The organism is Salmonella sp. SJTUF15570 (assembly GCF_043357055.1).
In the GTDB taxonomy this organism is placed as follows: domain Bacteria; phylum Pseudomonadota; class Gammaproteobacteria; order Enterobacterales; family Enterobacteriaceae; genus Salmonella; species Salmonella enterica.
Genome location: NZ_JBEUKJ010000001.1, coordinates 254,851 through 276,923, shown reverse-complemented (window position 1 = coordinate 276,923; position 22,073 = coordinate 254,851). Strand labels below are relative to the sequence as shown.

17 protein-coding genes are annotated in these 22,073 nt (G+C 52.0%); 7 read left to right on the top strand and 10 right to left on the bottom strand.

What is annotated here, in order from left to right; all coding sequences use genetic code 11:
• Window positions 1-108: 108 nt before the first annotated feature.
• Window positions 109-3,555, bottom strand: coding sequence for a transcription-repair coupling factor (gene mfd, locus ABVN44_RS01445; protein ID WP_001114323.1), 3,447 nt, complete (start codon window positions 3,553-3,555; stop codon window positions 109-111).
• 337 nt (window positions 3,556-3,892) lie between these two features.
• Between mfd and lolC the strand changes: the two genes are divergently transcribed.
• Genes lolC through cobB form a run of 5 tightly spaced genes read left to right on the top strand, consistent with a single transcriptional unit; the run spans window position 3,893 to window position 8,810 of the window.
• The gene (gene lolC / locus ABVN44_RS01440) at window positions 3,893-5,092 is read left to right on the top strand and encodes a lipoprotein-releasing ABC transporter permease subunit LolC (RefSeq protein WP_001518787.1); all 1,200 of its coding nucleotides are present in this window, start codon (window positions 3,893-3,895) and stop codon (window positions 5,090-5,092) included.
• Complete coding sequence (gene lolD / locus ABVN44_RS01435) at window positions 5,085-5,786, top strand: lipoprotein-releasing ABC transporter ATP-binding protein LolD (protein ID WP_001033714.1); 702 nt, start codon at window positions 5,085-5,087, stop codon at window positions 5,784-5,786. Before lolC ends, lolD begins: the two co-directional genes overlap by 8 nt.
• Window positions 5,786-7,030: a lipoprotein-releasing ABC transporter permease subunit LolE gene (gene lolE / locus ABVN44_RS01430; RefSeq protein ID WP_000168091.1), complete on the top strand. Its 1,245-nt coding sequence runs from the start codon at window positions 5,786-5,788 to the stop codon at window positions 7,028-7,030. The genes lolD and lolE overlap by 1 nt, the downstream gene beginning before the upstream one ends.
• A 28-nt stretch (window positions 7,031-7,058) precedes the next feature.
• Window positions 7,059-7,970: an N-acetylglucosamine kinase gene (gene nagK / locus ABVN44_RS01425; protein WP_000291330.1), complete on the top strand. Its 912-nt coding sequence runs from the start codon at window positions 7,059-7,061 to the stop codon at window positions 7,968-7,970.
• 18 nt (window positions 7,971-7,988) lie between these two features.
• Window positions 7,989-8,810, top strand: a complete 822-nt coding sequence (gene cobB, locus ABVN44_RS01420; RefSeq protein ID WP_001191856.1) for a Sir2 family NAD+-dependent deacetylase — start codon at window positions 7,989-7,991, stop codon at window positions 8,808-8,810.
• A gap of 81 nt (window positions 8,811-8,891) precedes the next feature.
• Here cobB and potD read toward each other — a convergent pair whose 3' ends face one another.
• The 5 genes from potD to potA form a co-directional block, all read right to left on the bottom strand.
• A complete protein-coding gene (potD, locus tag ABVN44_RS01415) occupies window positions 8,892-9,938 on the bottom strand; it encodes a spermidine/putrescine ABC transporter substrate-binding protein PotD (protein ID WP_000759329.1) in 1,047 nt (348 codons plus the stop codon).
• A gap of 24 nt (window positions 9,939-9,962) precedes the next feature.
• Window positions 9,963-10,742 (bottom strand): spermidine/putrescine ABC transporter permease PotC, encoded by a 780-nt coding sequence (potC, locus tag ABVN44_RS01410; RefSeq protein ID WP_000580299.1) that lies wholly within the window; start codon window positions 10,740-10,742, stop codon window positions 9,963-9,965.
• 315 nt (window positions 10,743-11,057) lie between these two features.
• The gene (gene sifA / locus ABVN44_RS01405) at window positions 11,058-12,068 is read right to left on the bottom strand and encodes an SPI-2 type III secretion system effector SifA (protein WP_023232336.1); all 1,011 of its coding nucleotides are present in this window, start codon (window positions 12,066-12,068) and stop codon (window positions 11,058-11,060) included.
• A 328-nt stretch (window positions 12,069-12,396) separates the two neighbouring features.
• The gene (gene potB, locus ABVN44_RS01400; protein ID WP_000799391.1) at window positions 12,397-13,260 is read right to left on the bottom strand and encodes a spermidine/putrescine ABC transporter permease PotB; all 864 of its coding nucleotides are present in this window, start codon (window positions 13,258-13,260) and stop codon (window positions 12,397-12,399) included.
• Window positions 13,244-14,380 carry a spermidine/putrescine ABC transporter ATP-binding protein PotA gene (gene potA, locus ABVN44_RS01395; protein WP_048348864.1) on the bottom strand — a complete coding sequence of 379 codons (1,137 nt, stop codon included), beginning with the start codon at window positions 14,378-14,380 and terminating at the stop codon, window positions 13,244-13,246. Before potA ends, potB begins: the two co-directional genes overlap by 17 nt.
• Before the next feature lie 250 nt (window positions 14,381-14,630).
• Between potA and pepT the strand changes: the two genes are divergently transcribed.
• Window positions 14,631-15,860, top strand: a complete 1,230-nt coding sequence (pepT, locus tag ABVN44_RS01390) for a peptidase T (protein WP_000359412.1) — start codon at window positions 14,631-14,633, stop codon at window positions 15,858-15,860.
• Between the two features lie 3 nt (window positions 15,861-15,863).
• Window positions 15,864-17,198 carry a periplasmic protein gene (locus tag ABVN44_RS01385; RefSeq protein WP_023232469.1) on the top strand — a complete coding sequence of 445 codons (1,335 nt, stop codon included), beginning with the start codon at window positions 15,864-15,866 and terminating at the stop codon, window positions 17,196-17,198.
• 39 nt (window positions 17,199-17,237) lie between these two features.
• Here ABVN44_RS01385 and ABVN44_RS01380 read toward each other — a convergent pair whose 3' ends face one another.
• The 4 genes from ABVN44_RS01380 to purB all read right to left on the bottom strand — a co-directional run bounded on the left by ABVN44_RS01380 (window position 17,238) and on the right by purB (window position 22,071).
• Window positions 17,238-18,359, bottom strand: coding sequence for a cupin domain-containing protein (locus tag ABVN44_RS01380; protein ID WP_023232468.1), 1,122 nt, complete (start codon window positions 18,357-18,359; stop codon window positions 17,238-17,240).
• An 80-nt stretch (window positions 18,360-18,439) separates the two neighbouring features.
• Complete coding sequence (phoQ, locus tag ABVN44_RS01375) at window positions 18,440-19,903, bottom strand: two-component system sensor histidine kinase PhoQ (protein ID WP_001031687.1); 1,464 nt, start codon at window positions 19,901-19,903, stop codon at window positions 18,440-18,442.
• Window positions 19,903-20,574, bottom strand: coding sequence for a two-component system response regulator PhoP (gene phoP / locus ABVN44_RS01370; RefSeq protein WP_001537766.1), 672 nt, complete (start codon window positions 20,572-20,574; stop codon window positions 19,903-19,905). The genes phoQ and phoP overlap by 1 nt, the downstream gene beginning before the upstream one ends.
• Before the next feature lie 126 nt (window positions 20,575-20,700).
• A complete protein-coding gene (gene purB, locus ABVN44_RS01365; protein ID WP_023232467.1) occupies window positions 20,701-22,071 on the bottom strand; it encodes an adenylosuccinate lyase in 1,371 nt (456 codons plus the stop codon).
• Window positions 22,072-22,073: the final 2 nt, after the last annotated feature.

Here is a 22,073-nt window from a genome sequence, read left to right as displayed (position 1 = left end):
AAGAGGAAATAAGAATTATGGCGGCTGGCTGTGTCTGGAACTGCAGGGAAGTGCAAAGAATTTGTAAAGATTAGGCCGGACGCAGAGTAATGACGCCCGGCCTGACGCTTATGCAATAGCGTTTTCTTCCAGTTGCTGCATAAACTGGCGTACCCAGTCTATACGCGTTTTACGTTCGCTTAAATCCTGAATAAACTTGAGGCGCGTCGGGCCATCCAGACGGAAATGCTGCGGCTGTTTTTGCAGCAACCCGATAAGCCAGGCGGGGTCAACGTGGTTTTTCTCGGCGAACTCAATCGTTCCGCCTTTCTCGTTACCCTCCAGTTTTCGGATGCCGAGCTTTTGCGCCTGTTGGCGCAGGCGGGCGATATCCAGCAGATTACGCGCCGGATCGGGCAGCAGGCCGAAGCGATCGATCAATTCCACTTTGATCTCCTCCAGCTCGTTTTCGTTCTTCGCGCTGGCAATGCGTTTATAGAATGACAGCCGGGTATTAACATCCGGAATAAAATCATCCGGCAGTAACGACGGCATTCGCAGCTCGACTTCCGTTTGCTGACTGGTGAGATCTTCCAGCGAGGGTTCGCGGCCTGCTTTCAGCGCATCAACGGCGTTTTCCAGCAGTTCCATGTAGAGTGAGAAGCCAATGGTTTCCATTGAGCCGCTTTGCTCTTCGCCAAGCAGTTCGCCCGCGCCGCGGATCTCCAGATCGTGGGTCGCCAGCGCAAACCCGGCGCCTAAATCCTCCAGCGACGCAATCGCCTCCAGCCGTTTTTGCGCATCGGTGGTCATGGCCTTAGGATGTGGCGTCAACAGCCAGGCGTAGGCCTGGTGGTGCGAGCGCCCAACGCGGCCACGCAGCTGGTGCAACTGCGCGAGGCCGAAATGATCCGCGCGTTCAATGATGATCGTGTTAGCGGTGGGGATGTCGATCCCCGTTTCGATAATGGTAGTACACACCAGCACGTTAAAACGTTGATGGTGGAAATCGTTCATGACCCGTTCCAGCTCACGTTCGCGCATCTGTCCGTGGCCTATAGCGATTCGCGCTTCCGGCACCAGTTCCGCCAGCCGCTCTGCGGCTTTCTGAATATTTTCGACGTCATTGTACAAATAGTAAACCTGACCGCCGCGCAGGATTTCACGCAGAATCGCTTCCCTTACCACCAGGCTATCATACTCGCGGACAAAGGTTTTTACCGCCAGACGACGGGCAGGGGGGGTGGCGATAATGGAGAGATCGCGCATACCGCTCATCGCCATATTCAGCGTCCGTGGGATCGGCGTCGCCGTGAGCGTCAGAATATCGACATCGGCGCGCATCGCCTTAATTCGCTCTTTGTGGCGCACGCCGAAACGGTGCTCTTCATCGACAATCAGCAGGCCGAGGTCGCGCAGCTTCACATCGCTTTGTAGCAGTTTATGCGTACCGATCAGAATATCGATCTTACCCTCGGCGGCTTCCGCCAGGATTTGCGTCTGCTCTTTGGCGCTGCGAAAGCGGGACAGCATCTCAATGCGTACCGGCCAGTTGGCGAAACGGTCGCGGAAGTTGTCATAGTGTTGCTGCGCCAGCAGCGTAGTCGGCACCAGTACCGCTACTTGTTTATGGTTTTCCACTGCCAGGAACGCGGCGCGCATCGCCACTTCGGTTTTGCCGAAGCCGACGTCGCCGCACACCAGCCTGTCCATCGCCAGCGGTTGGCACATATCGCTCAATACGGCGTTAATCGCCTGTGCCTGATCGGGCGTCGTTTCAAACGGGAAGCTGTCGCAGAATAACTGATACTGCTCACGATCATGCTTAAAGGCAAAACCCTCTTTTGCCGCCCGTTGCGCATAAATATCCAACAGTTCCGCTGCGACATCGCGCACTTTTTCCGCCGCTTTCTGCCGGGCGCGCGACCAGGCGTCGCCGCCCAGTTTATGCAGCGGCGCACTTTCTTCCGCGCCGCCGGCATAGCGGCTAATCAGATGCAATGAGGAAACCGGCACATACAGTTTGGCGTCATTGGCGTAGGTGAGCATCAGATATTCACCCTTGATGCCGCCAGCCTCCAGAGTGGTCATGCCGGCATAGCGTCCGACGCCGTGCTCCAGATGCACTACCGGTTGACCGACGTGGAGCTCCGCCAGGTTACGAATCAACGTATCCGGGTTGATCGTGCGGCGGGAATCCAGGCGGCGACGCGCCACCCGCTCACCCAAGAGATCGCTTTCACAAATCAGCGCCAGATTGCGTTGGGTGTCGATAAAGCCATGTTCTGCGGCGCCAATCATCAGATAGCGTCCCGCATCCTGCGCCTCGTCCAGGCGTAATATTCGCTTCGGCGCGATTTTTATGCGAGCCAGGAGCTCTCCCAGCGCTTCGCGGCGTCCTTCGCTTTCCACCGAAAAAATCACCGGACCGCTGAAAGATTCGAGGAATTTACGCAGCGCGTCCAGCGGCGCTTTCTGCTGCGCCTGGATAGCCAAATCCGGTAATTTCTGGAAACCAAGATTGGTATTGGCGGCTTTTTCCGGCAGATGGTCGGTTTTAAGCTGGAGGCGAGGCCAGCGTTTAAGCTCGGAAAAGAGCTCATCTACCCGTAGCCAGAGGGCTTCCGGCGGCAAAAGCGGGCGCATAGGATCGACGCCGCGATTTTCAAAACGCGCCAGCGTATCGGCCTGAAAGCGTTCGGCGCTGGTTTCCAGCGAGCCAGTATTCACCACCAGAGTATTGGCGGGGAAATAGCTAAATAATGGCGGTAACGGTTCGCTGAAAAAGAGCGGCTGCCAGTATTCGATCCCGGCGGGCAAGGTGCCTTTGCTAACCTGCTGATAGATGTGCTCGGCGTCGCGTTTTACCTCAAAGGTATCGCGCCACTGGCTACGGAAAAGCTCAATAGCGGCTTTGTCGGTAGGAAATTCGTGCGCGGGCAACAAATTGATGGCCTCGACCTCCTCCAGCGTACGTTGGGTATCCGCGTCAAACAGACGCAGGCTGTCGATTTCATCATCAAAAAAGTCGAGGCGATAAGGCTGTTCGCTGCCCATCGGAAAGAGATCCAACAGCGCGCCGCGCGTCGCGTATTCGCCATGCTCCATCACCTGATCGACATGCCGATAACCGGCGCTGTCAAGCTGCGCGCGCAGAGCGTCGCGGGACAGCCGCTGGCCTTTTTTCATCACCAGTGCATGACCATGCAGATAGCTATGCGGACAAACGCGCTGCATCAGGGTGTTTACCGGTACAATCAAGACGCCGCGCTGCATCGACGGCAACTGGTAGAGCGTGGACAGACGCGAAGAGATAATTTCCTGATGCGGGGAGAAGCTGTCATACGGTAGCGTTTCCCAGTCCGCCAGGTTCATGACCATCTGATCGGTAAACTGGCGGATTTCATCATGCAATCGCAGAGCATTTTGCATGTCAGGCGCTATGAGTACCACCGGACCGGCATGGCGTTCGGCTATCTCCGCCACCAGCGTAGCGCAGGCGGCACCGGTAAGTTCGCCCAACTGGCGCTGATCGCCCGCTTTTGTCGGCAGCGTGTAACGTTGTTTTTCAGGCATAACGGTTGTCAGTATCTCTTTTTGTTTTACGCCGCACTCTACGCGTCACCCTTCAGGCTGCTTCATGGTTGGCTGCGCGCCGGGACAGCATGAAGGACTCAGGTATTCAGGGGCATATGACTGATAAGCAATGTTCTTTATTATCCGCGATCGTTGTTTATTAGCAAATTGAATCCGCCGCATAACACGCCGAACAGGTAAAGTATGAACATGTAAGTGACTTGATTTGTCGGCCTTTTTCAGAATAACGCTGACGAACTCTTACGGTTCAGACATTTACGCATTCCGCTTTCGCTTATATACTCGGGACTTTGCTAACAGCAACCAGACGGATTACATGTATCAACCTGTCGCTCTATTCATCGGCCTGCGTTACATGCGCGGGCGTGCAGCAGATCGCTTCGGTCGCTTCGTTTCCTGGCTTTCCACTATCGGCATTACCCTGGGGGTGATGGCGCTGGTCACGGTATTGTCGGTGATGAACGGTTTTGAGCGCGAACTGCAAAATAATATTCTTGGTTTGATGCCTCAGGCCATCCTCTCTGCTGAACATGGCTCTCTTAACCCGAATCAGATGCCGGAAAAAGCGGTGAATCTGCAAGGCGTTAACCGTATTGCGCCGCTGACGACGGGCGATGTCGTACTGCAAAGCGCGCGTAGCGTTGCGGTTGGCGTGATGTTGGGTATCGATCCGGCGCAAAAAGATCCGTTAACGCCGTATCTGGTCAATGTGAAGCAAAGCGAATTACAGCCGGGTAAGTATAATGTCATCCTCGGCGAGCAGCTCGCCGGACAGTTAGGGGTCAACCGCGGCGATCAGATTCGGCTAATGGTGCCATCTGCCAGCCAGTTTACGCCAATGGGACGTCTGCCCAGCCAGCGTCTGTTTACGGTGATTGGCACATTTGCCGCCAATAGCGAGGTCGATGGCTATGAAATGCTGGTCAATATTCAGGACGCATCGCGTTTAATGCGCTATCCGGCAGGCAATATTACCGGCTGGCGTCTGTGGCTGGATGAACCGCTGCAAGTCGATACCCTCAGCCAACAGACGCTGCCGCAAGGCACTAAGTGGCAGGACTGGCGCGAACGTAAAGGCGAGTTGTTCCAGGCTGTGCGCATGGAAAAGAACATGATGGGATTGTTGCTGAGCCTCATCGTGGCGGTCGCGGCTTTTAACATTATTACTTCGTTGGGTCTGATGGTCATGGAGAAGCAGGGCGAAGTGGCGATTTTACAAACTCAAGGGCTGACGCCGCGACAAATTATGATGGTCTTTATGGTGCAGGGCGCCAGCGCCGGGATTATCGGCGCGCTGTTGGGCGCCGCGCTGGGCGCATTGCTTGCCAGCCAACTGAATAACCTGATGCCGATCATCGGCGCGTTTCTGGATGGCGCTGCGTTGCCCGTGGCGATAGAGCCGTTACAGGTGATCGTTATCGCGCTGGTGGCAATGGCCATCGCGCTGCTTTCTACGCTTTATCCTTCCTGGCGCGCTGCCGCCACTCAACCCGCTGAGGCTTTACGTTATGAATAAGATCCTGTTGCAATGCGACAACCTGTGCAAACGCTATCAGGAAGGCACCGTACAAACCGACGTGTTGCACGATGTCAGCTTCAGTATCGGCGAAGGCGAAATGATGGCGATCGTCGGCAGTTCCGGTTCGGGTAAAAGTACGTTGCTGCATCTGTTAGGCGGGCTGGATACGCCTACCTCTGGCGATGTGATTTTTAGCGGCCAGCCGATGAGCAAACTCTCTTCTGCGGCAAAAGCGGAATTACGTAACCAGAAACTGGGGTTTATCTATCAGTTTCATCATCTCCTGCCGGATTTTACGGCGCTGGAAAACGTGGCGATGCCATTATTGATTGGCAAAAAGAAACCGGCGGAGATTGATGCTCGGGCGCGAGAAATGCTGCACGCCGTAGGGCTGGAGCATCGCGCAACCCATCGACCTTCGGAACTTTCCGGCGGTGAGCGCCAGCGTGTCGCGATAGCGCGCGCGTTGGTGAATAACCCGCGTCTGGTACTGGCGGATGAGCCGACCGGTAATCTGGATGCGCGTAATGCCGACAGTATTTTTGAGCTTCTGGGCGAGTTAAATCGTCTGCAGGGAACCGCGTTTCTGGTGGTGACTCACGATTTGCAACTGGCGAAACGTATGAGCCGCCAGCTTGAGATGCGCGATGGCCGCCTGACGGCGGAACTGAGCCTGATGGGGGCGGAGTAATGGCGTCGCCTTTATCATTGTTAATTGGCTTGCGTTTCAGCCGTGGACGGCGGCGCGGCGGTATGGTTTCGCTCATTTCCGTCATTTCTACCATCGGTATCGCGCTGGGCGTGGCGGTATTGATTGTCGGTTTAAGCGCGATGAACGGTTTCGAACGCGAGTTGAATAACCGTATTCTGGCGGTGGTTCCGCACGGGGAGATTGAAGCGGTCAATCAGCCGTGGACCAACTGGCGTGAAGCGCTGGCAAAAGTGCAGAAGGTGCCGGGCATTGCCGCCGCCGCGCCGTATATCAATTTTACCGGCCTGGTAGAGAGCGGGGCGAATTTGCGCGCCATTCAGGTTAAAGGCGTCGACCCTAAGCAAGAGCAGCAGCTTAGCGCGTTACCGTCATTTGTGCAAAATCACGCCTGGGATCATTTCAAAGCGGGCGAGCAGCAGATCATTATCGGTAAAGGCGTCGCCGATGCGCTGAACGTGAAACAGGGCGACTGGGTGTCCATCATGATCCCCAATGCGAATGCCGACCATAAGCTGCTCCAGCCCAAACGCGTGCGTTTGCATGTCATCGGGATTCTGCAACTGAGCGGCCAGCTCGATCACAGCTTCGCCATGATCCCGCTTGAGGATGCGCAGCAGTATCTGGATATGGGGTCCAGCGTTTCCGGTATCGCGCTTAAAGTCCACGACGTGTTTAATGCGAACAAACTGGTGCGTGATGCGGGTGAAGTGACTAACAGCTATGTCTACATTAAGAGCTGGATCGGCACCTACGGCTATATGTATCGCGATATCCAGATGATTCGCGCCATTATGTATCTGGCGATGATTCTGGTGATCGGCGTGGCCTGTTTTAATATCGTTTCCACCTTAGTGATGGCGGTAAAAGACAAAAGCGGCGACATTGCGGTATTAAGAACGCTGGGGGCGAAAGATGGTTTGATTCGTGCCATTTTCGTCTGGTACGGGCTACTCGCGGGCTTGCTGGGCAGTTTGATTGGCGTGGCGATCGGCGTTGTCGTTTCGCTTCAGCTTACCGCCATTATTAATGGGATTGAAAAGGCGATCGGGCATCAGTTTTTGTCCGGCGATATCTATTTTATCGACTTCCTGCCATCCGAATTACATTGGCTGGACGTTGTTTACGTACTGGTCACGGCGTTGTTGTTAAGCTTACTGGCGAGCTGGTATCCGGCGCGGCGGGCGAGCAACATTGACCCTGCGCGAGTATTGAGCGGCCAGTAATCGCGGAATATAAAAACAAGGAGCGGTGATGTATTACGGGTTTGACATTGGCGGAACAAAGATTGCGTTAGGCGTATTTGACTCAACGCGGCGGCTGCAGTGGGAAAAACGGGTTCCCACGCCCCATACCAGCTATAGCGCCTTTTTAGACGCCGTGTGCGAACTGGTCGCGGAAGCCGACCAGCGATTTGGCGTAAAAGGGTCGGTAGGGATTGGCATACCCGGTATGCCGGAAACCGAAGACGGCACGCTGTACGCCGCGAATGTCCCGGCAGCCAGCGGTAAGCCGTTGCGCGCCGATCTCAGCGCCCGACTGGATCGCGATGTGCGTCTGGACAATGACGCTAACTGTTTTGCCTTGTCCGAAGCCTGGGATGATGAATTCACGCAATATCCTTTGGTTATGGGGCTTATCCTCGGCACCGGCGTCGGCGGTGGCCTGGTGCTAAACGGGAAGCCGATTACCGGTCAGAGCTATATCACCGGCGAGTTTGGCCATATGCGTTTGCCGGTTGACGCGCTAACGTTGATGGGGTTTGATTTTCCTCTCCGCCGTTGTGGATGCGGTCAGATGGGCTGCATTGAGAATTATCTGTCCGGGCGCGGGTTTGCGTGGCTATATCAGCATTATTATGATCAATCGCTGCAGGCGCCGGAGATTATCGCGTTGTGGGAGCAGGGTGATGAGCAGGCGCACGCGCATGTTGAGCGCTATCTGGATTTACTGGCGGTTTGTCTGGGGAATATACTGACGATTGTCGATCCCGATTTATTGGTGATCGGCGGCGGACTATCGAACTTTACGGCAATAACAACGCAACTGGCGGAAAGACTGCCGCGCCATCTCCTCCCTGTTGCCCGCGCGCCGCGCATTGAGCGTGCGCGGCATGGGGATGCAGGTGGGATGCGCGGTGCTGCTTTTTTACATCTTACCGACTAATCAAAAAAAGAGGTTGTTATGCAGTCGCGTCGGTTTCATCGATTAAGCCGCTTTCGTAAAAATAAACGTCTGTTGCGTGAACGTCTGCGCCAGCGGATCTTTTTCAGAGACAGAGTGGTGCCGGAAATGATGGAAAACCCAAGAGTATTAGTCCTTACAGGTGCAGGAATTTCTGCAGAGTCTGGTATTCGTACGTTTCGCGCGGCGGATGGCCTTTGGGAAGAGCATCGGGTTGAAGACGTGGCAACGCCGGAAGGATTCGCCCGTAATCCGGGGCTAGTGCAGACATTTTATAATGCCCGCCGTCAGCAGCTTCAACAGCCGGAAATACAACCCAATGCGGCGCATCTGGCGTTAGCGAAGCTTGAAGAAGCGCTTGGCGATCGCTTTTTGCTGGTGACGCAAAACATCGACAATTTGCATGAACGCGCGGGCAACCGCAACATCATTCATATGCATGGCGAGCTGTTGAAGGTGCGCTGTTCGCAAAGCGGCCAAATTCTGGAATGGAACGGCGATGTGATGCCGGAAGATAAATGTCACTGCTGCCAGTTCCCGGCGCCGCTACGTCCGCACGTGGTGTGGTTTGGCGAGATGCCGCTTGGCATGGATGAAATTTATATGGCGCTGTCGATGGCGGATATTTTTATCGCCATTGGCACATCCGGTCATGTCTATCCGGCTGCGGGGTTTGTGCATGAAGCAAAACTGCACGGCGCACATACGGTGGAACTGAATCTTGAGCCAAGCCAGGTCGGCAGCGAGTTTGAAGAGAAGCACTACGGCCCGGCAAGCCAGGTTGTGCCGGAATTTGTTGATAAATTCCTGAAAGGGCTGTAGTGCTGTTTGCCCGGTAACGCCTTATCCGGCCTACATTTCACGTTACGTTCATCTGTAGGCCCGACAGGCGCTTTGGCTGAATTAGCGTCCTGCTTTTAGCTTCTGATAATACTCTTCATAAATGGCGCTGGCGTCGCCGACATCGTTTTGCCACTCGCCTTTGCTGATGGTTTGCGCATCCGGATAGAGCGACTTATCATTGGCGACCTCCGGGCTTAACAGCTTACGCGCCGCCAGGTTGGGGGTAGGGTAGCCGATGGTTTCTGCCACCTCTTTCGCGACGTCAGGACGCAGCAGGAAGTTGATTAGCTTCAGCGCGCCCTCTTTATTTTTCGCGTTCGCCGGAATAGCCAGGCTATCCATCCAGAAAATACCGCCTTCCTTCGGCCAGACGACCTCCAGCGGCGTGCCAGCCTGACGAGCAACGAAGGCCGAACCGTTCCACACCATCCCCAGGTTTACTTCCCCTTCCATATACGGATTCGCCGGATTATCGGAGTTGAAGGCCGCTACGTTCGGCATCAGTTTTTTCAACTCTTCATATGCCGCTTCGATCTCTTTCGGATCGGTAGTGTTACCGGAATAACCTAGCTTGCGCAGCGCCATCTGGAAGACTTCTCGCGCATCGTCGGTTAAAAGCAGGCTGTTTTTATATTCCGGTTTCCACAAGTCAGCCCAGCTGGTAATGGTTTTTGGATCGATAGCATCGCTGTTCACGCCAATCGCCGTTGCGCCCCAGATATACGGAACAGAATAATCGTTGTTGGGGTCAAACGGTTTGTTGAGCATTTCCGGATCGAGGTTGTGGAAATTGGTTAATTTCGACTTATCGATCTTCTGGATCATGCCTTCTTTGCGCATTTTGTCGACATAGTATGTAGAAGGAACAACCAGGTCATACGCGCCATCTTTATAGGTTTTGAGTTTGGCATACATGGTTTCGTTCGACTCGTAGGTCGAATAAATCACCTTAATGCCGGTCTCTTTAGTGAACTGTTCCAGCAGGCCCGGCGGTACATACTCAGTCCAGTTATAGAAATAGAGCGTGTCGTTGTCGGAGGCATGAGCGGCACTCATACCCAGCGCCAGGGCGCCCGCCGCGAGCAGGTGGCGTGACCATTTTTTCATTTAACGTCCCCTGAATTACGGGCCTTATCGGCCCTTGGTTTTATCACGAGCAATAAGCTGGCTGGCAATGACCATTACCAGAGACAGCACCAATAAAACGGTCGCCAGCGCGTTCACTTCTGGTGAAACGCCGACTTTTACCATGGAATAAATCTTTAAGGGTAAAATTTCATAGCCCGGCCCGGTGACAAACGACGAGACCACTACATCGTCCATCGACAACGTAAAGCTCAGCAACCAGCCCGCCGCCACCGCCGGCATCGCCAGCGGCAGAATGATTTTGCGTAAAATCGTTACCTCACTGGCCCCCAGGTCTTTTGCGGCTTCCAGCATTCTGACATCAAAGCCTTTCAGGCGCGAATAGACCGTGACGACCACAAACGGCAGGCTAAAGGTGATGTGCGAGAACAGCAACGACCAAAAGCCCAGTTGAATGCCGAGTAACATAAACAGCACCAGCAGGGAGATCGCCATCACGATATCCGGCGACATCATTACTACAAACAGCATCCCGCTGACGAATGGCTTCCCGCGAAAGCGGTAGCGATAAAGCGCCACCGCGGTTAACGAGCCAATCAACGTGGCGAAGGTCGCTGAAAAAATCGCCATCGTCAGTGAATGTTGAGCGGCCTGCAACAGACTGTCGTTATTGACCAGGAGTTCGTACCATTTAGTGGTAAAGCCCTGCCAGTTAATGCCGAACCGCGAACTGTTGAAGGAGTTCACGATCAGAATAATGATGGGAATATACAGATACGCATAGATGGCAGTCATGAAACCGCCACGGAGCAGCCGACCGATCATTCAAGTTCCACCTTCTTATTCAGAGGATGGGGTGCTTTTAGAGTATTGAAAATGATCAATTTTTTCTCTTCTCCAAAATCTCTCCAAAACGTCTCGCGGTTATCAGCAGCCAGGAAGAAGCAAGCTGCCGCTTGAAGCCGCGAATTTTACAACAAATTGCCAGACGAGCGGGAAAAAAAGGCCATTTAAATGACTATTCTCATCCGATCCGGTCATATGCGGCATTATTGCACCAGGCAAGAGGTTACTCTGTAGGCAAACATGGAGTACGTGAGTAAACCCTGAACGTGACGTTTGAGAAAGCGTCGTCTGATTTTATAAAAAACAACATAAACAGCCGCTTTGTTGTTCTGAGCAAACGTGTAGCGTGGTTAACTGTTCTTCCGCCATTTTTTGTATAGCCTGGGGGTCTATTCTAAAAATGGCGTGAAAAACCTGATCAGAGAGGGTTTCGATTATCTCTCCTAACATGCTTAGGCTGGCGCTGGGATCCGTTACGAGGAACGCCTGAAACGTCTTATCCGCCAGTAAAACCTCTTCTACCATTTTTTCAATAGGTATGTGGGTATGCGGTGGTGGTATTTCAAGCTGTTTTAAGCCACACATCGTCATTGTTTCTAAAAATGCGTTTTGCTGAGTACTTTCGGATATATTCGCATGCTGTAAAATGCGCGTTGTCTTTTCAATCCCAGACTGAATTTTCGCTGCCAGGTAGGTTACCTTTTCTTGCGTTTTCCACTCATCTAAATGTCCTTTTCTCAATTCAGAATATAAATACCCCTCTATGTTGTCTAATGGAACCGATAATGTCGGCGCGCCAGCAAGATTGAGACATAATGTCGAAGGGAGGGGGTAATCTGCGATGTCGCTATATCTTCTATTAATCATGGCCGCCATTTGTGGATGCGATTTTAAAATATCCGGGCGATCTTTCATTAAAAAATAGACCTTCCCCATGACTTCACAGCTAAAGGTATCGGTATTTTGAGTGATACGTAACAATTCGTTCTCTTCGTTTTGATCCATGATACGAAGAATCATGATGGCATCATTTTCATGAGGATTATGAACCTGAAATCTATCTCTTTGCGATGCACAGGCTAATGCCTTCAACTCAAAAAAAATCTCTGTAAGCCGCTCTCGTGTGGGGGTGCAATCGGCAAACAACATCTCATGTAGACAACGGTCCGCTTTTGCTTTGCCAGTAGAAAAAAAGAAGTCTTTAATTTTTTCCCATAAAACTTTGCAACATGTTTCTTTCGTATTCCCTGGGGGATTGATAAGTATTTCGCTTTTTAAAAAACCATTCCCTATAGTAATCGGCATAATAATCTCACTTAAACTGGAGTAAAAATGACTACATAATTGATTAAATCGACCCTTTTTATCTCAACTGCGGGCGCATCAGATGTAATATAATATTTAAAAGAGACTGGCAATCAGTATAAAACCTGAGAGCTCCACGTATAAATGCATTACTGTCTGTGATAGCGTCGCTACAGGTAAAAGTAATAGAAGGCCTGCCGCAGATAATGCTGTAGATTTGCAATGCTGGCGGAAACTGCTTTCATGCGTTTTTTATGTCGGAGGCATGAAGTTTACCCTTGAATAAACTTCATGCCTGAATGCGCGTGGATTTGTTAGCGTTGCGCAATTAATCGCTTATATCACTCACCTTCTTATTCAACAAGCGGGAAGCCCGCCAGTAAATCAACAGCATGAGTCCCATCACAATGGTCAGCGTAATGCTGGTCGCCGCGCCAAACGGCCAGTCGCGAATATTCAGGAACTGTACCTTAATGACGTTACCAATCAGCAGGTTTTTCGCGCCACCCATTAAATCGGAGACGTAGAACAGGCCCATTGCCGGTAGCATCACGAGCAGGCAACCGGCGACAATGCCCGGCATGGTTAATGGAATAATGATGCGGATGAACGTTTGCATTTTACTGGCGCCGAGATCGCGTGCGGCCTCCAGTAGCGGTTTGTCGAGCTTCTCAATGCTGGAGTAGAGCGGCATGACCATAAACGGCAGCAAAATGTAAACCAGGCCGATAATAACGGCGCTCGGGGTGAACATGATGCGAATCGGCGTATCAATCACGCCCAGCCACAGCAGGAATTCATTGAGATAACCTTTAGTGCTCAGGAATATTTTCAGCCCATAGATGCGGATCAGTGAGTTGGTCCAGAAAGGAACGATCAGCAAAAACAGCAATAACGGACGTATCTTTTCCGGTAACTTCGCCAGGAACCAGGCAAAAGGATAGCCCAGCACCAGGCAGGAGAGGGTGGCGATCAGCGCCATATTCAGAGAGTGCAGGAGCACTTCAAAATAGAGCGGATCGAGCAGGCGTGCGTAGTTATCCAGCGTAAAGACCATCTTGACGAAACTGGCGTCGTCACGGGTCAGAAAGCTGGTGCCAATGATCATCAGGTTGGGCAGAAAAACAAACAACACAAGCCAACCGACGATAGTGACAATCACTACATTCTGGAATTTACTTGTGTTCTTCATCAGCCAGTACGACCTCCCAGCTTTCTACCCAACTAATGGCCATTTTTTGGTCAAGTGAATGGTCGAAGTCAGGATCGTCTTCGTTGAAGAATTCGCTGACCATCACCATTTTGCCATTTTCCAGTTCAACCACCGATTCCAGCGTCATACCTTTATAATTGCGCTCGCGCACGTAGCCGATAAGCCCTTCTATGTGGTTATCATCGTTGATCTCTTCGACGCGTAGATCTTCCGGTCGCAGCAGGACGTTCAGTTTTTGGCCTGGTTCGACAGCGAAATTGACGTATATATTGCACTCCCGACCTTCTACGCTGGCGCGGACGCGCTGTTCATCAAGCCGTTCAATGACGGTTGCGTCAAAGCGGTTAATTTCGCCGATAAAACCGGCGACAAACAGGTTTTTTGGCTCTTCATAGATTTCACGCGGCGTGCCGTCTTGCTCAATCACGCCATTACGCATTACCACGATACGATCGGACATGGTGAGCGCTTCTTCCTGATCGTGAGTGACAAAAACAAACGTGATACCGAGTTTACGCTGTAATGCTTTAAGCTCGTTCTGCATTTGTTTGCGCAATTTATAGTCCAGCGCGGAGAGCGATTCATCCAGTAATAACAGGCGAGGTTTATTCACCACCGCGCGAGCGATAGCCACACGCTGCTGCTGTCCGCCGGATAGCTGTTGCGGTTTACGTTGTGCAAACTCTTCAAGCTGCACCATACGCAGCGCATCGGTCACGCGAGGCGCTATCTCGGCGGCTGGCGTTTTTTGCATCCGTAAGCCAAACGCGACATTTTCAAACACCGTCATATGCGGAAATAAAGCGTAGCTTTGAAATACGGTATTTACATAACGATTTTCGGCGGGAACGTGGGTGATATCCTGGTTATCCAACATGATATGCCCGGCATCAACGGTTTCCAGGCCGGCAATCAGGCGAAGAACGGTTGTTTTACCGCAGCCGGAAGGGCCAAGCAGCGTGAGGAATTCGCCATTGTTAATGGTCAAATCCAGCTGTGAAATGACCTCTTTGCCATCGAAACTTTTGCTAATTCCAGACAAAAGCACCAGCGGTGAAAGCGAACGCGGTTGATTATTCAATTTCTTACTCTGTCCCATGTAAACGCAACGGATGGCTGACCGCTGCGGGGTTTGTGGTTAACCACCTTAATCACTCTTAATGAGGGCGGTCATTCTACGGCAAACCACTGTGATCGCCAATCCTTGTTGCGAATTACTGACTTAGCTTTATAGTCAGAAAGCGTGTCAAAGTGAAATATTCTTGTTTGCAGGGATAAAAGTGACCTGACGCAATATTTGTCTTTTCTTGCTTATTAATAATGTTGTCACGAAAAGTGAGGGTGACTGCATGGATAAACTACTTGAGCGTTTTTTACACTACGTATCGCTGGATACCCAATCAAAGTCGGGTGTTCGGCAGGTTCCCAGCACTGAGGGGCAGTGGAAGTTACTACGTTTGCTCAAACAGCAGCTCGAAGAGATGGGGCTGGTTAACATTACATTAAGTGAAAAAGGGACGTTGATGGCGACGCTCCCGGCCAATGTTGAGGGGGATATTCCCGCCATTGGTTTTATCTCCCATGTGGATACCTCTCCGGATTTCAGCGGTAAAAACGTTAACCCGCAGATTGTCGAGAATTATCGCGGCGGCGATATAGCATTAGGGATTGGCGATGAGGTGTTGTCACCCGTGATGTTCCCGGTACTGCATCAATTACTGGGACAGACGCTGATTACTACCGATGGTAAGACATTGCTGGGCGCGGACGATAAAGCCGGTGTTGCGGAGATCATGACCGCGCTGGCGGTGCTGAAAGGTAATCCTATTCCCCACGGCGACATTAAAGTGGCGTTTACGCCTGACGAAGAGGTAGGGAAAGGCGCGAAGCACTTCGATGTTGAGGAATTTGGCGCGCAGTGGGCCTATACGGTCGACGGCGGCGGCGTGGGCGAACTGGAGTTTGAAAACTTCAATGCCGCCTCGGTGAATATCAAAATCGTCGGCAATAACGTGCATCCTGGTACGGCGAAAGGTGTGATGGTCAATGCGTTGTCGTTGGCGGCGAGGATTCACGCGGAAGTGCCAGCGGATGAAGCGCCTGAAACCACTGAAGGTTACGAAGGGTTTTATCATCTGGCCAGCATGAAAGGCACCGTTGACCGGGCCGAAATGCACTACATCATTCGCGATTTCGACCGTAAGCAGTTTGAAGCGCGTAAACGCAAAATGATGGAGATTGCCAAAAAAGTCGGTAAGGGGCTGCATCCGGACTGCTATATCGAACTGGTGATTGAAGACAGTTATTACAATATGCGCGAAAAAGTGGTTGAGCATCCGCATATTCTCGATATCGCCCAGCAGGCCATGCGCGACTGTCATATTACGCCGGAGATGAAACCGATTCGCGGCGGTACAGACGGGGCGCAACTGTCGTTTATGGGCTTGCCGTGTCCTAATCTCTTTACCGGCGGATATAACTATCATGGTAAACATGAGTTTGTGACGCTGGAGGGGATGGAAAAAGCGGTACAGGTGATTGTACGTATCGCGGAGCTGACGGCGAAGCGCGGCCAGTAGCGAATGTTACGCATTGTGGTGAAGCGTTTTATTATTTATGGCGGGATATTTTCCGCCATCAATTTTTCTGCCTGGAGCGCCGAATATACGCCTTCCTGGTCCCTGCGCCAGCAACAATCTGCAGCATGTTTTATGACCGGCGATGAAACCTGCATGACGTTTATTGATGATGCGGTGAGGCTGGCCTCGCGGCAATATGGCAAACGCTCAATACAGCTTGTTCGTAGCCTGCTATTACAAAGTGATATTTATCAATGGCTGGGTAAACCTGAATTAACGCCGCAAATGCTGCTGCGAGCGCGGGCAATCATGAAAACATTTCCGGCGGGCACTTATCCGGGCGATCGGGCCGATATGTTTGAACACCTGGCGGCCTTTAATGTTTACAGTGACGATCGCCATATAGAGTATTCATCTACAGAGCAGTGGCGATACGAGATCAAGGTTGATTACCGTCAGCGGATAGCCTGGCAAGAGCAGGCATTAACGTGGCGTCTTAAAGACAAAAAGGCATCGACGGAGGCATTGGTTTATACCTTAAACAGGATGCGCGACGCTTATTCTGATGCGCTGGAAGAGCGGGATGTCGAATGTGATAGTGCGCGTAAAGCCTATTATTTGGCGAAGATAGACGCAACGGAGCGGCAGTGGTTGGGCGTTATTTTACGGGATAAAACCTGGGATAATCGTGAGCGCGTCGCCTCTTTTTTGCAGCAGAAAGCGGATATTGCTTATAATGCAGGGCATATTAGCGAGGCGATTAATGCGCTAAGTCAGGCGCTAAAAATTAAGCAAACGCTTTATGGCGCCGAATTCGGCGAAATGACGGTTGACAGCAATAATCTTGCTGGCTTTTATGCACAGGGCCATCATTATAAGGAAGCGAAAGATCTCTACCTTAAACTTATCGCGTATTACCAGAGCCGTTTAACGCCAATGGCGACGGTAATATCACGATTACGCTTTTATTTGCCCGAAAACATCGACCTGGACAGTACCTCCCCCTATCTCCCATTGCTGGAAGAATATAAACGTCGGCAGTCCGACGTATCCATGGTGTTGTATGGTATTTCGCTGCTTTATAAGAATAATCAACAGCTTGAACAAGCAAAAGACTTTGCGGAACGCGCCTTTGCGCTTGATGCCGTAGCTTATCCAGCAAAGATGCAGTATGAACGATTACAGCAACTGGCTAATATTGCGGAAGGTCTTGGAGATAACGTACTGGCGCGGCGCTATCGGCAAATGTCATTTCGCCATCGAATGGCCCACTCGATTTATCCGGGCGATCCGCAATATAACGATGTCGCCAAACCTGGCGGCGATCGTTGTGGATAGTTTGCGTCAGCCCGGCGGTCGCCGGGCATTGCGATGTTCTTATCCTTCGAAGAACCAGTACCCGCTATTCACCAGTGCCGCCAGCATCGCGAGGAAGGACGGGTCTTCCAGCGCATCGCCGAAGTTTTCAGCGGTCAGTGCAATATGACTGGCGAGCGCCTCCGGAGCGGGGCGATGCGGAGAGTCTATTTTTTCGCCATTCGCATAGACCTCATCGCCGATACGCAATACGCGAAGCCCGCCGAGACGTACTAATACCTCGCCTTGCTTTAAGGCATCGTAAATTTCATCAGGCTGATACGGCGGCTCCGGCGGCGCAATATCCAGTTCGTGGCGTGACTGAGAGAGAAACTCGCCAAGCCACTGTTGGAAATGCGCGGGTTGATTGATCAAATCGAGCATCATATTACGCAGTTTATCCATCTCCTGCGGCAGGATATCCGCCGGATGCTTGCGGGACGGCATATCCGGATCGCTGTAGTATGTATTGCCCAACTCCCGTTGCAGGACGTAATCGGCAAAACCGCTGATCAGCTCACGGCTATTGGGCGCGCGAAAACCGACCGAATAGTTCATGGCGTTTTCCAGCGCATAGCCTTCATGCGGGAATCCTGGCGGAATATACAGAATGTCGCCCGGCTCCAGCTCTTCATCAATAATGGCCTCGAACGGATCGACTTGTAACAGGTCGGGATGCGGGCAGTGCTGACGCATTTGCAGCTTTTCGCCCACGCGCCAGCGACGGCGACCGGTTCCCTGGATAATAAACACATCATACTGATCCAGATGCGGGCCAACGCCGCCGCCGGGAACGGAAAAGGAGATCATCAGATCGTCGATACGCCAGTCCGGCAGAGCGCGGAACGGGCGCATCAAGGCGGCGGTGGGTTCGTGCCAGTGGTTTACCGCCTGTACCAGCAGCGACCAGTTGCTCTCACCCAGATGATCGTAGCTTTCGAAAGGGCCATGGCTGACCTGCCATTTGCCATCCTGATGGCTAACGAGACGGCTGTCGATTTCGCTTTCCATCGCCAGCCCCGCCAGCTCATCCGGCGAGAGCGGATCGATAAAGTTGGTAAACCCACGTTTTAAGACCACCGGGCGTTTTTGCCAGTGGCGTTCAAGAAAGTCGGGCCAGTTAAGAGTTAATTGGTATTCCATGTTAAGTATCCGCAGGCTGGTATCTGACACCGATTATAACGGATGCTTAACGAGATGCGTGGAAGAACGCACAGAAATGTTTATTCCTCTTTCTGTGTGGGGTGCTGTCGGCCAAAAACGACCTCCATACGGGCACCGCCGAGCAGACTGTCGCTGGCAATGATCTGCCCGGCGTATTGTTCCGTAATCTCGCGCGCGACAGCCAGCCCCACGCCTTGTCCTGGTCGTAGGGTATCGGCGCGCTGACCGCGATCAAACACCAGGGATCGTTTACTGTGGGGAATGCCTGGGCCATCATCTTCGACGAAAATATGCAAATGATCGTCGGTCTGGCGAGCCGAAATCTCGACAAACTCCAGACAATATTTACAAGCGTTGTCCAGTACGTTGCCCATTACTTCGACAAAGTCGTTTTGCTCGCCGACAAAACTGATCTCTGGTGAAATATCCATACTGATATTCACCCCTTTACGCTGATAAACTTTATTGAGCGCGGAGATCAGGTTATCTAACAACGGCGCGACGGGATGCAGTTCGCGGCTTAACAACACGCCGCTACCGCGCATACTGGCGCGATGCAGATAATAGCCGATCTGCTGGGAAATCCGGCTGATCTGTTCCAGCATCACCGGTTCAGCTTTGCTGACGCTCATCTTTTCGTTGCGTAAAGAGCGTAACGTACTCTGCAAAACCGCGAGCGGCGTTTTTAAACTGTGCGTCAGGTCGGTCAGGGTCGTGCGGTATTTGTTATAACGTTCACGCTCGCTTTTGAGCAGTTGATTAAGGTTGCGCACAAGGCTGGTCAACTCACGCGTCGTCTCCGGATTGAGCATTTCGCGGTGATGATCTTCAAGCTCGCGGACTTCCCGCGCCAGCGCCTCGATAGGGCGTAAGCTCCACCAGGCGGCGATCCACAGTAAAGGAATGACTAACAGTAAATTGGCGGCCAGCACGTATACGAACCAGCTCCACACCATATAGGAGCGTTTTAGTTCTATCGGAATGGTATCGACCACCACGATGGTTAACTGCGGCATCCGCGCCGTGGCAGGATAAATATTTACCGCTACCGAGTGGGTCATCTCGGCATCATCGTCATCTTCACGTACTTCTTTGAGTTTTTCCTGCGCGGAATGGTCCTCGCTCAACAGCGTGCTGGTGGCGTCTACGTTGGTTTCAATTTCATGGAAGCCGTTCGTTTTTAACCATTCCGGTTGAATGCTTTTAATCAGCCAGGGGATGTTGCGCTGCGTCCATAATAATTTGCCCGTTTCATCGTAAATCAGGGTCATGGTCGGGCTTTGCATGTCCAGATTTTCAGGCAGCTCAACGCTGATTTTATTATTTTCCCATTTGGCGAGGGTATAAAACAGATTGCTTTCGCCGCGCAGCAAACGAAAGGTGGTTTTATCAAAACTTACGCTATAGCCGACCAGCGCCACTATGCCATATGCCAAAGAAAGCACCAGCACGACGCCGGCTGTCGCCAGCAAAAAACGAACCCGCAGCGACAGCGGCAGAAAATGGCGAGCAAATTTATTCATTAGCGCAATTCAAAAAGATATCCTTGTCCGCGTACGGTGGTAATGACATCGTGCGGATACTGGGCCTGTATTTTTTTCCGCAGACGCCCCATGAGAACATCAATGGTATGACTTTCCCGCAGTTCCGCATCCGGATACAGTTGAAGCATCAGCGAATCCTTGCTGACCACTTTACCGTTGTTACGGATAAGCGTTTCCATAATGGTGTATTCGAACGCCGTGAGTTTGATGACCTCTTCATTGACGGATAATTCCCGGCGTGAGAGATCCACCTGGAAAGGCGGGATGTTGATCACCTGGGAGGCCAGACCGCTATTACGGCGCATTAACGCCTGCATACGCGCCATTACCTCTTCGATGTGGAATGGCTTCGTTACGTAGTCATCGGCCCCGGAGCTGAGAACCTCGACTTTATCCTGCCAGCCTTCGCGCGCGGTTAACACCAGAACCGGCAGTGAAACATCACTGCTGCGCCAGCGGCGTATTAAGGAAAGGCCGTCTTCATCCGGCAGACCTAAATCGACAATAGCGATATCCGGAAGGTGTTCATTAAGGTAGTAATCAGCTTCCCTGGCATCTTCTGCGGCATCGACCTGGTGACCTGAATCCTGGAGCTGAACCTTCAGGTGGTGGCGTAATAATGCATTATCCTCTACAACCAGTACGCGCATCATCTCTTCTCCCTTGTGTTAACAATAAGAACAGTCTAGCGTTGATTATGGTGCTTTGGGGATAAACAGTTAATAAACCAGACAAATAGTCACCCTCTTTCTGAAGAAAAGAGGGTGAGGCAGACATTATTTAAGTTCGTCGACCAGAGTCACAGCGCGACCGATATAATTTGCCGGCGTCATGGCTTTAAGGCGCGTTTTTTCTGCTTCCGGCAGGGCCAGACTATCAATAAACTGTTTCATTCCTTCGGCATCAACACGCTTGCCACGGGTCAACTCTTTCAGTTTTTCATAGGGTTTTTCAATACCATAGCGGCGCATGACGGTCTGGATCGGTTCGGCTAATACTTCCCAGTTGTGATCCAGTTCGTCAAGCAGATGATCGCGGTTTACTTCCAGCTTGCTGACGCCCTTCAGGGTGGACTGATAAGCGATAAGCGCATAGCCAATGCCGACACCCAGGTTACGCAGGACGGTTGAGTCGGTCAGATCGCGCTGCCAGCGGGAAACCGGCAGTTTGTTTGCCAGATGGTGCAACACTGCATTAGACAGACCGAGGTTGCCTTCTGAGTTTTCAAAGTCAATGGGGTTAACTTTATGCGGCATAGTAGAAGAACCGATCTCCCCGGCGATGGTTTTCTGTTTGAAATGGTTCAACGCAATATAGCCCCAGACATCGCGATCGAAATCGATCAGGATGGTGTTAAAGCGCGCGATACAGTCAAACAGTTCCGCAATATAATCATGTGGTTCAATCTGGGTGGTGTAAGGGTTCCACTGGATGCCCAGCGAGGTGACGAACTCTTCGCTGAACTGATGCCAGTCAACTTCCGGATAGGCGGCGATATGCGCGTTATAGTTGCCTACGGCACCGTTGATTTTACCGAGGATCTCCACCTGGTTGAGCTGGCGGAACTGACGCTCCATACGATACGCCACGTTCGCCATCTCTTTACCCAGAGTGGAAGGCGTTGCCGGCTGGCCGTGGGTGCGGGAGAGCAGAGGAATGTCGCGATACTGCGTGGCGAGATCTTTAACCGCGTTAATCACCTGACGCCAGTAAGGCAGGAGCACTTCATCGCGCGCGGTTTTGAGCATTAACGCGTGCGACAGGTTGTTAATGTCCTCAGAAGTGCAGGCAAAGTGGATAAACTCGGAAACGTCATGTAGCGCCGGGATCGCGGCGACTTTTTCTTTCAGAAAATACTCAACCGCTTTCACATCGTGATTCGTGGTGCGCTCAATGGTTTTAATGCGCGCGGCATCTTCTTCATTGAAGTTTGCCACAAGCGTATCCAGGTAACCGTTTGCGTCGGCAGCAAAAGCAGGAACTTCCTTGATCGCTGCGTGCGCGGCTAATTTCTGCAGCCAACGTACTTCGACTTGTACACGAAATTTCAGCAAACCGTATTCGCTAAAAATTCCGCGCAGCGCGCTGACTTTATCGCCGTAGCGTCCATCGACAGGGGAAACGGCGGTCAGTGAGGATAATTCCATAG